The sequence below is a fragment of the Bacillus sp. AFS031507 genome (assembly GCF_002584635.1).
Taxonomy (GTDB): domain Bacteria; phylum Bacillota; class Bacilli; order Bacillales; family Cytobacillaceae; genus Neobacillus.
This window is the reverse complement of the sequence record NZ_NUOW01000036.1, coordinates 162,592-172,555: the sequence shown is the minus strand read 5'-3', so window position 1 is coordinate 172,555 and position 9,964 is coordinate 162,592. Positions and strand designations below refer to the sequence as shown.

Genomic DNA, 9,964 nt, shown 5'->3' with positions numbered 1-9,964 from the left:
GGCAAATCTAAGACAACCAGTAATGGTTGTCTTTTTGTTATGTGGAGAAAATAATTTGTTTTTAGGTGATTAGGAATTTATGGTGCTGTAAACCAGGTAGTAAGTGATAAGTGTCCGATCTTAAGGCTCACAGTGCCGGTGCTCGAAGAAAAAAGGACCGAACGGTCACTCTGAGGGTTTCGAAGGACAAAATCTCACAAGTGAGCAGGAAAAAAGTCTATCGTAAAAATATTTTTTCCATCAAATGTTTGTAACATCAAACATTGCAAACACTAAGTATGATTGGAAGACAAGTGGGTGATATGATGGATTGGATGGAATTGCTGCATCACTATAAACTGATAAGTATTCTAATAGCTGCTGTTATTGCAAGGGCCATTGTTTTAATCATAAATAATACGGTTCATAACTTTTTTCTAAAAACCCATTTCATTGAGGAACGAAAAGAGCAAACGATTGAAAGCATGATCCGCTCTTTAACAAAATACACAGTTACGATTAGTTTCATTTTTTTTGCGATATCCCAATATGTAAGTAATTTTGGAAGAATTCTTGCTGGGGCAGGGGTTGTCGGGGTAATCGTTGGGTTTGGGGCGCAGAGCTTAATCAAAGATATTCTCTCAGGTATTTTCTTAATTTATGAAAAGCAGCTGCATAAAGGCGATTTTATCACAATAAATAATACCTTTAATGGAACGGTTGTGGATATAGGATTAAGGTTCTTAAAGATTAGAGAATGGAGTGGAAAGGTTTTAACGATAAGCAATGGAGAAGTAAAACAGATTCACAACTTTAATATCGATCAAATGAGGGTGATTGAAAGAGTAGTGGTAAGCTATCGAGAAAATCCTGAAAGGGTATTTGAAATTCTTGAGATTGCCTGTGAAAAAATGAATGAAGTACACAAACCATGTTTAAAGTTAGACCACTCCAATTGTGCGATAGAGCCGTTCAAAGTATATGGGATGACTACAATCAATTCGGGTTATCGAGGGATAGAATACACGGTAACGGGTCTTGTGGATGATGCCTATTACTGGGATGCGGCAAAAGGAGCAAGAAGGATTATTGCTCAAACCCTGTTTGATTACGAAATAAAATTGGCAGAAGATACTATGTTATTAAGAGAGGTAGAAAATGCCTTACTGAGAGAGAGACATTAAAGGTGGAAAGAGAGGTAATTAGTGTCAATGGGTAAAAAGAAAATGCAATTTGAGGTACAGGAAAATGAAAGTATTGAGGACTGCTTGAATAGAATGAAAAAGTTGGGATATACGCCCGTACGCCGAACGGAGAAGCCAATTTTTCAAGAAATCAAAAAAGGCAGCGAAACTATTTATGAACCTGTAGCACGTCAAATCATCTTTGAAGGCATATTAACAGAGTAAAACACGAACATTATAGTTCGATTTCAAAATAACGTTCGATTTATTTGTTGACACCTTCCTGAGTTGATTGTAATATATAGGAGTGAATTAAACAATTTATCTTTACCCTCGTATATCCATGGGGATATGGCCCATAAGTTTCTACCCAATAACCGTAAATTATTGGACTATGAGGGAAAGTCAATATGTTCGGTAGATTAAGGGCTGGCCCCTTTCTATTGTTATGCCCGAACAAATGGCTTTCTCTTTCTTGAGAAGCTATTTGTTCGGGCTTTTTATTTAGGTAAAAAAGGAGGATTAGCGATGTCCATTCTTGTTGGAGTTATCATGGGGAGTAAATCGGATTGGGAATCAATGAAATATACTTGTGAGGTTCTCGACCAGTTAGAAATTGCTTATGAAAAAAAAGTGGTATCAGCCCATCGGACACCTGATTTGATGTTTACATATGCGAAGGAAGCCAGAGATAGAGGTTTAAAGGTGATTATTGCCGGAGCCGGCGGTGCGGCCCACCTTCCCGGAATGGTAGCTTCACAAACCATCTTACCGGTCATCGGTGTTCCCGTACAAACACAGGCATTAAAGGGATTGGATTCTTTGTTGTCTATCGTCCAAATGCCGGGTGGTGTACCTGTAGCAACAGTCGCGATTGGCAAAGCGGGTGCAGTGAATGCAGGTTTACTAGCTGCACAAATATTAGCAACGGGTGACGCTGAATTAGCTGGAAAATTAGAAGCAAGAAGAGAAGCAACTAAACAAGAGGTACTGGAAAGTAGTGATCAACTTGTCTAACAAAACGATTTTACCAGGAGCAACGATAGGAATTATCGGCGGTGGCCAACTTGGTCGTATGATGGCTCTAGCGGCAAAGGCTCAAGGCTTTCGAATTGCGGTATTAGAACCGGCGGAAGATTCTCCGTGCGGACAAGTCGCAGATATTGAAGTCATTGGGGCTTATGATGATCGCAAAGCCATCGGTAAATTAGCAGAAGTTAGTGATGTCATCACATATGAATTTGAAAACATTGATGCGGATACATTAGACTGGTTATGTGATCAAGCTTATGTGCCGCAAGGGCCGCGGCTGTTAACGGTCACGCAGGACAGGATTAAGGAGAAAGCAGCCATCCAACAAGCTGGGGTAGATGTTGCACCATATGAAGTAGTTAACAGCATGGAGGATTTATTTTTAAAAATTAACACCATTGGTTACCCGGCTGTCCTGAAAACGGCAAGAGGCGGTTATGACGGAAAAGGGCAGCTGGTGATTAGGGAACCTCAGGATTTATCGAAGGGGGAACCCCTTCTAAAACATGGTGCCTGTGTAGTTGAAAAATGGATTCCCTTCGAAAAAGAGATATCGGTGATTGTGACAAGAAAGCTTGATGGTGAAACGACATTTTTTCCAGTCGCTGAAAACATTCATGAAGAAAATATTTTAGATACGACGATTGTTCCTGCACGAATTTCACAAGTTTTACAAAGAGAAGCTATTCAACTGGCAAAGAAGCTGGCCGATTCGTTACAATTAGTCGGGACGCTTGCTGTCGAAATGTTTTTGACTAGTGATGGAACCATTTATATAAATGAACTGGCGCCACGGCCGCATAATTCTGGCCATTTCACAATTGAAGCTTGTGAAACGTCACAGTTCGAGCAGCATATCCGTGCAATCTGTAATTGGCCGCTAGGAAATACGGGGCTATTAAAACCGGCAGTTATGGTCAACCTATTAGGAGAGCATCTTGAAAACCTTTATGAGGAAATTCCAACTTTGAATGACTGGAAGATTCATTTATATGGAAAAAAGGAAGCAAAAATCAAACGGAAAATGGGCCATGTGACGATTTTGCGAGAGAGTGTCGAAGCGGCTCTTGCGGAAATTAATGAAAGCAGCATCTGGAAAAAAACAAAAGAAAAGATCGGGGGATAAAACATGATTGATCGTTATACTAGACCGGAAATGGGAGCTATTTGGACGGAGGAAAACCGCTTTAATGCTTGGCTTGAGGTAGAAATACTTGCTTGTGAGGCATGGGCGGAACTTGGGGATATTCCAAAGGAAGATGTTAAGAAACTTCGTGAAAATGCCTCTTTTAATATTGACCGCATTAAGGAGATTGAAGAGGAAACACGGCACGACGTGGTTGCATTCACCCGCGCTGTTTCCGAAACATTAGGGGAAGAGAGGAAATGGGTCCATTACGGCCTAACGTCAACAGATGTGGTTGATACGGCTCTTTCTTATTTATTAAAGCAGGCCAATGCGATTTTACAAAAAGACTTAGAAAACTTTGTTGAGATACTAAAAAATAAAGCCAAGGAACATAAATTAACGGTAATGATGGGACGGACGCACGGAGTTCATGCGGAGCCGACCACATTTGGTTTAAAGCTTGCCCTTTGGTATGAAGAAATGAAACGGAACCTGGAGCGCTTTAGACAAGCGGCAGAGGGTATCGAGTTCGGAAAGATTTCAGGTGCGGTGGGGACATACGCGAATATTAATCCGTTTGTAGAACAGTATGTTTGTGAAAAATTAGGGTTGCAACGGGCGCCGATTTCGACGCAAACCTTGCAGCGCGACCGCCATGCCCACTACATGTCGACGCTTGCTTTGATTGCAACTTCTATTGAGAAATTCGCTGTTGAGGTTCGCGGGCTGCAAAAGAGTGAAACTCGTGAAGTGGAAGAGTTTTTTGCAAAGGGACAAAAGGGATCTTCGGCAATGCCTCATAAACGAAATCCAATTGGTTCAGAAAATATGACTGGTTTGGCCCGCGTGATTCGCGGCTATATGATGACGGCTTACGAAAATGTACCGCTTTGGCATGAACGTGATATCTCTCATTCATCTGCGGAACGGATCATTTTGCCGGATGCCACGATTGCTTTGAATTATATGTTGAACCGCTTTGGTAACATTGTGAAGAACCTAACCGTTTATCCGGAGAATATGAAGCGCAACATGGATCGTACCCTAGGGTTGATTTATTCCCAACGTGTACTGCTTGCACTGATTGATAAGGGGCTATCACGCGAAGAAGCTTATGACACAGTACAGCCAAAGGCGATGGAAGCCTGGGAGAAACAAGTTCCTTTCCGCAGCTTAATTGAAGCAGAGGATAAAATTACTTCGCTGCTATCCAGTGCTGAAATTGCCGATTGTTTTGATTATAGCTATCATCTGCAACATGTAGATACAATTTTTGACCGCTTAGGGTTGAATGAGTAAAGGGACATGTGACTAAAACATAAAAAAGGCGAGAACTGGGGCACTCATGCCCCTCGCCTAGTAAGAAGATTCCCAATATTGCAAAACAGGAGGCGTTTCTACAATGAAAAAACCTTTATACGAAGGAAAAGCGAAACGAATTTATGCAACTGACGACGAACAGATTGTTTTGGTTGAGTATAAGGATTCAGCAACTGCCTATAACGGACAAAAGAAGGCTGACATCACAGGAAAAGGCCGTTTAAATAACGAGATTACTAGTTTATTATTTTTAAAACTTAAAGAACAGGGAATTGAATCCCACTTTATCGAGCGTATATCTGAAATAGAACAATTGGTGAAAAAAGTAACCATTATTCCGCTTGAAGTAGTTGTTCGAAATATTGCGGCAGGAAGCCTTGCAAATAGATTGGGAATCGAAGAGGGCCGCGAGTTATCAACGCCGATTGTTGAGTTTTACCTGAAAAACGATGAACTTGGAGATCCGCTTGTAACATTAGATCACATCCTTGAACTGCAAGTTGCAACTGAAGAGGATGCAGCAATTTTACGAGAAAAAGCACTTCAAATTAATACAGTTTTATCAAGCTTCTTCAATGAACTGGGCATACGTCTCATCGATTTTAAACTAGAGTTTGGAAAAGACAAGGACGGTCAAATATTGCTTGCCGATGAAATTTCGCCCGACACCTGCAGGCTATGGGATAAAGAAACCAATGAAAAGCTCGATAAGGATGTATTCCGCCGTGATTTAGGAAGTTTAACAGATGCTTATGAAAATATTTTAGCGAGATTGGGAGGACGTCAGCATGTATAAAGTAAAGGTATTTGTCACGTTAAGAGAAAGTGTATTAGACCCACAGGGGAAAGCAGTAACCAACTCTTTACATTCTCTAAACTATAAGGAAGTAGCCGATGTCCGAATCGGTAAATATATGGAGTTAACGATTGAAAAATCAGAGCGGGATATTAATGAAGTGATCAATGAAATCTGTACCAACCTTTTAGCAAATCCGGTCATTGAAGATTACCGATACGAAGTAGAGGAGTGTGTTACTCTGTGAAATTTGCGGTGATTGTCTTCCCAGGATCAAATTGTGACGTTGATATGTTCCATGCCATTCAAGATGAACTTGGAGAGCAAGTGGAATATGTTTGGCATGATTCTGAAAGCTTAGAAGAATTTGATGGAATTCTGCTTCCAGGCGGCTTTTCATATGGGGACTATTTGCGCACTGGAGCTATCGCTAGGTTCAGTAATGTCATGAAGGAAGTTATCAAAGCGGCAGAAGCAGGAAAGCCAGTTCTTGGAGTATGTAACGGATTTCAAATTCTGCTCGAAGCAGGGTTACTTCCTGGCGCTATGAGACGAAACGAAAGCCTCTCATTTATTTGTAAGCCTGTTGAGTTAAAAGTCGAAAACAATCAAACAATGTTTACCTCTGAATACAGCAAAGGGGAATCAATCGTTGTCCCTGTTGCGCACGGTGAAGGAAATTACTATTGTGACGAGGAAACACTTGCGAAGCTGAAAGAAAACAATCAAATTGTTTTTACCTATAATCAAAATCCGAACGGTAGTCTTGCTGATATCGCTGGAATTACCAATGAAAAAGGAAACGTTCTTGGGATGATGCCTCACCCGGAAAGAGCAGTAGATGAACTATTAGGCGGCGCCGATGGACTGAAAATGTTCCAATCGATTGTGAAAACTTGGAGGGAAGCATATGTTGTCAACGCTTGAACCAAATCCTAACCAGATCAAAGCAGAAAAAATATATCAGCAAATGGGTTTGTCCGACGAAGAATTTGCAATGGTTGAAAACATTCTTGGACGTACACCGAATTATACCGAAACTGGCCTTTTTTCCGTCATGTGGTCGGAACATTGCAGCTACAAAAATTCAAAGCCGATTCTAAGAAAGTTCCCGATTACAGGGGAACGAGTTTTACAAGGACCTGGTGAAGGTGCGGGTATTGTCGATATCGGCGATGAACAGGCTGTTGTTTTTAAAATAGAAAGTCATAATCACCCATCAGCTATTGAACCATATCAAGGAGCGGCAACCGGCGTAGGCGGTATTATCCGCGATGTGTTCTCGATGGGAGCAAGACCAATCGCCATGTTAAACTCACTTCGCTTTGGTGAACTTGATTCCGCCCGGGTACGTTATTTATTTAAAGAGGTCGTCGCAGGGATTGCCGGCTATGGCAACTGTATTGGAATTCCAACAGTTGGCGGCGAAATCCAATTCGACCCTTGCTATGAAGGAAATCCGTTAGTCAATGCCATGTGTGTTGGACTAATTGACCATAAGGACATCAAAAAAGGGCAAGCGCATGGTGAAGGCAATACTGTCATGTATGTTGGGGCTAAAACTGGCCGAGACGGAATTCATGGTGCAACCTTTGCTTCCGAGGAATTAACGGAACAATCCAATGAGGATCGTCCTGCAGTTCAAGTAGGCGACCCATTTATGGAAAAATTACTGCTTGAAGCCTGCTTAGAATTAATTCATTTTGATGCACTTGTTGGCATTCAGGACATGGGTGCAGCGGGACTTGTCAGCTCATCTGCGGAAATGGCCAGTAAAGCAGGAATGGGAATTGAAATGAATTTAGACTTAGTTCCACAGCGGGAAACAGGGATGTCTGCTTACGAAATGATGCTGTCTGAATCACAAGAACGGATGCTCATCGTCGTGAAAAAAGGTAGAGAACAAGAAATCGTCGAGCTTTTTGAAAAATACGGACTTGAAGCAGTTGGTATCGGGACAGTCACTAGCGATAAACAGCTTCGTCTCATTCATAATGGGGAAATCGTTGCGGACGTTCCGGCTGATGCGTTAGCGGAAGATGCACCGGTTTACCAAAAACCGTCAAAAGAACCAAGCTATTTTAAGGAATTCCAAGCGATGGAGAACGAAATTCCACAGGTAGATGATGTGAAAGAAACGCTTTTACAAATTTTACGTCAGCCAACTGTTGCAAGTAAGGAATGGGTGTATGAGCAGTACGATTACATGGTGCGTACCAATACAGTCGTTTCCCCAGGATCAGATGCTGCTGTTGTTAGAATTCGCGGAACAAGGAAAGCATTAGCGATGACAACGGATTGTAATTCCCGCTATGTCTATTTAGATCCAGAAATGGGTGGGAAGATCGCCGTGGCAGAAGCAGCCCGCAATATTGTTTGTTCTGGTGCGGAACCATTAGCGATTACTGACAACCTAAATTTCGGAAACCCGGAAAAACCAGAAGTGTTCTGGCAGATTGAAAAAGCTGCGGATGGCATGAGCGAAGCCTGCCGTGTTCTTGAGACACCGGTAATTGGTGGAAACGTCTCTTTATATAACGAAACAAGTGGAACAGCGATCTATCCAACACCAGTCGTAGGGATGGTTGGTTTAGTAACCGATATTGATCATATTACGACACAGCACTTTAAAAATAGCGGCAACCTTATTTATTTAGTCGGGGAGACGAAGGATGAATTCGGCGGCAGTGAACTGCAAAAGCTTCTGAACGGAAAGGTGTTCGGTAAAGCCCCTGAATTAAATATAACGATTGAAAAAGAAAGACAAAATCAGGTCCTAGCTGCGATTCGTGCAGGATTGGTTCAATCAGCTCATGACCTATCAGAAGGCGGTTTAGCCGTGGGGTTAGCTGAATGTCTTTTTGCGAATGAAAAGCTTGGAGCGGAAGTAGAAATAGAGGGGAACCTAGTTTCTGCCTTATTCAGTGAAACACAATCTCGTTTCCTTTTGTCAGTAAAAGAAGAAGATAAGCTTGAGTTTGAAAGTTTAGTAGACGCAGTACAAATCGGTTTAGTGAATGATACAGCTAAATTGCAAATCTCAATGGGTGAGTCAACCGTACTTGAAGCTTCAATTGAAGAATTAAAAGATGCCTGGAAAGGGGCGATCCCATGTTACCTGAAATCAAGGGATTAAATGAAGAGTGTGGAATTTTTGGGGTTTGGGGACATGTAGACGCAGCACAACTTACCTATTATGGACTTCACAGCCTTCAGCATCGCGGCCAGGAAGGAACAGGCATTGTTGTATCTGATGGAAGTAAGTTAAAAGGCGTAAAGGGCGAAGGGCTCGTGTCCGAAATCTTTACGGCCAGTGCCATGAAGGAATTGACAGGTACTGCAGCGATTGGACACGTTCGGTATGCAACAGCAGGCGGCGGCGGTTACGAAAATGTTCAGCCGCTCTTGTTTCATTCACAAACAGGAAGTCTTGCCCTTGCACATAATGGAAACCTAGTTAATGTGAACTCATTAAAACATCAGCTTGAGGCTCAAGGGAGTATTTTTCAAACCAGCTCTGATACAGAGGTTTTAGCTCACCTTATGAAAAGAAGCGGTTATTCTGATTCAAGGGACCGTGCCAAAAACGCACTCTCGATGTTAAAAGGGGCGTATGCCTACTTAATTATGACAGAAAACGAATTAATGGTGGCTCTAGATCCGCACGGCTTAAGACCTCTTTCGCTTGGATGCCTTGGTGATGCCTATGTTGTTGCATCAGAAACCTGTGCTTTTGATGTGGTGGGTGCGGAATATATTCGCGATATTCGCCCGGGGGAACTATTAATTATCAATGATAACGGGATAACTTCTGAACAATTCGCTGTAAATACAACAAAAGCTATTTGTACGATGGAATATATTTATTTTTCAAGACCGGATAGTAACATTCAAGGAATCAACGTCCATACCGCCCGTAAAAACCTCGGGAAAAGAATGGCAGTAGAAGCCCCGTTTGAGGCGGATGTCGTCACAGGTGTACCAGATTCTAGTATTTCAGCTGCGATTGGTTATGCCGAAGCAACGGGAATTCCCTATGAAATGGGATTAGTCAAAAACCGCTATGTCGGAAGGACGTTCATCCAGCCTTCTCAATCGTTACGAGAGCAAGGGGTAAAAATGAAGCTTTCCCCTGTACGTGGCGTAGTAGAAGGAAAGCGAGTCGTGATGGTGGACGATTCGATTGTTCGAGGAACAACAAGCAGGCGGATTGTCACGATGCTAAAAGAGGCAGGAGCAACTGAGGTTCACGTGGTGATTACGTCTCCACCAATTAAAAACCCGTGCTTCTATGGAATTGATACATCGACAAAAGAAGAATTGATTGCCTCTGATAAATCAATCGAAGAAATGAGAGAACTGATTGGTGCGGACACGCTAACGTTTATTAGCGTGGAGGGAATGATCGAAGCGATTGGTAGAAAAGATGGGGACGGCACAAGCGGTTATTGCCTTGGCTGTTTTACCGGAAATTACCCAACCGAAATTTATCCTGACACACTCCAATATTATTACCAAAAGTAG

The 9,964-nt window shown here is 42.2% G+C and carries 10 protein-coding genes and 1 riboswitch; all 10 genes read left to right on the top strand.

Annotated elements, in window-relative coordinates; all coding sequences use genetic code 11:
• Positions 1–302 precede the first annotated feature (302 nt).
• Positions 303–1,163, top strand: a complete 861-nt coding sequence (locus tag COE25_RS26010) for a mechanosensitive ion channel family protein (protein ID WP_098934682.1) — start codon at positions 303–305, stop codon at positions 1,161–1,163.
• A 27-nt stretch (positions 1,164–1,190) separates the two neighbouring features.
• Positions 1,191–1,388 (top strand): NETI motif-containing protein, encoded by a 198-nt coding sequence (locus tag COE25_RS26005; RefSeq protein ID WP_179195689.1) that lies wholly within the window; start codon positions 1,191–1,193, stop codon positions 1,386–1,388.
• Between the two features lie 88 nt (positions 1,389–1,476).
• A riboswitch (purine riboswitch) is annotated at positions 1,477–1,578 on the top strand.
• 113 nt (positions 1,579–1,691) lie between these two features.
• Entirely contained in the window at positions 1,692–2,180 is a 489-nt protein-coding gene (gene purE, locus COE25_RS26000; protein ID WP_088085138.1) for a 5-(carboxyamino)imidazole ribonucleotide mutase, read from the top strand.
• The gene (gene purK / locus COE25_RS25995) at positions 2,173–3,321 is read left to right on the top strand and encodes a 5-(carboxyamino)imidazole ribonucleotide synthase (protein WP_098934692.1); all 1,149 of its coding nucleotides are present in this window, start codon (positions 2,173–2,175) and stop codon (positions 3,319–3,321) included. The genes purE and purK overlap by 8 nt, the downstream gene beginning before the upstream one ends.
• Before the next feature lie 3 nt (positions 3,322–3,324).
• Positions 3,325–4,623: an adenylosuccinate lyase gene (gene purB, locus COE25_RS25990; protein ID WP_088085139.1), complete on the top strand. Its 1,299-nt coding sequence runs from the start codon at positions 3,325–3,327 to the stop codon at positions 4,621–4,623.
• Positions 4,624–4,726: 103 nt separating this feature from the next.
• Complete coding sequence (gene purC / locus COE25_RS25985; RefSeq protein WP_098934681.1) at positions 4,727–5,440, top strand: phosphoribosylaminoimidazolesuccinocarboxamide synthase; 714 nt, start codon at positions 4,727–4,729, stop codon at positions 5,438–5,440.
• Positions 5,433–5,687, top strand: a complete 255-nt coding sequence (purS, locus tag COE25_RS25980) for a phosphoribosylformylglycinamidine synthase subunit PurS (protein WP_098934680.1) — start codon at positions 5,433–5,435, stop codon at positions 5,685–5,687. The genes purC and purS overlap by 8 nt, the downstream gene beginning before the upstream one ends.
• Complete coding sequence (gene purQ / locus COE25_RS25975; RefSeq protein ID WP_088085142.1) at positions 5,684–6,367, top strand: phosphoribosylformylglycinamidine synthase subunit PurQ; 684 nt, start codon at positions 5,684–5,686, stop codon at positions 6,365–6,367. Before purS ends, purQ begins: the two co-directional genes overlap by 4 nt.
• Positions 6,351–8,576 (top strand): phosphoribosylformylglycinamidine synthase subunit PurL, encoded by a 2,226-nt coding sequence (gene purL, locus COE25_RS25970; protein ID WP_098934679.1) that lies wholly within the window; start codon positions 6,351–6,353, stop codon positions 8,574–8,576. The genes purQ and purL overlap by 17 nt, the downstream gene beginning before the upstream one ends.
• Entirely contained in the window at positions 8,552–9,964 is a 1,413-nt protein-coding gene (purF, locus tag COE25_RS25965) for an amidophosphoribosyltransferase (RefSeq protein ID WP_098934678.1), read from the top strand. Before purL ends, purF begins: the two co-directional genes overlap by 25 nt.

Coding starts and splice junctions, on each gene's coding strand:
- COE25_RS26005 (WP_179195689.1), top strand. CDS start 1,191: ATGGGTAAAAAGAAAATGCAATTTGAGGTACAGGAAAATGAAAGTATT.
- purS (WP_098934680.1), top strand. CDS start 5,433: ATGTATAAAGTAAAGGTATTTGTCACGTTAAGAGAAAGTGTATTAGAC.
- purC (WP_098934681.1), top strand. CDS start 4,727: ATGAAAAAACCTTTATACGAAGGAAAAGCGAAACGAATTTATGCAACT.
- COE25_RS26010 (WP_098934682.1), top strand. CDS start 303: ATGATGGATTGGATGGAATTGCTGCATCACTATAAACTGATAAGTATT.
- purL (WP_098934679.1), top strand. CDS start 6,351: ATGTTGTCAACGCTTGAACCAAATCCTAACCAGATCAAAGCAGAAAAA.
- purE (WP_088085138.1), top strand. CDS start 1,692: ATGTCCATTCTTGTTGGAGTTATCATGGGGAGTAAATCGGATTGGGAA.
- purF (WP_098934678.1), top strand. CDS start 8,552: ATGTTACCTGAAATCAAGGGATTAAATGAAGAGTGTGGAATTTTTGGG.
- purB (WP_088085139.1), top strand. CDS start 3,325: ATGATTGATCGTTATACTAGACCGGAAATGGGAGCTATTTGGACGGAG.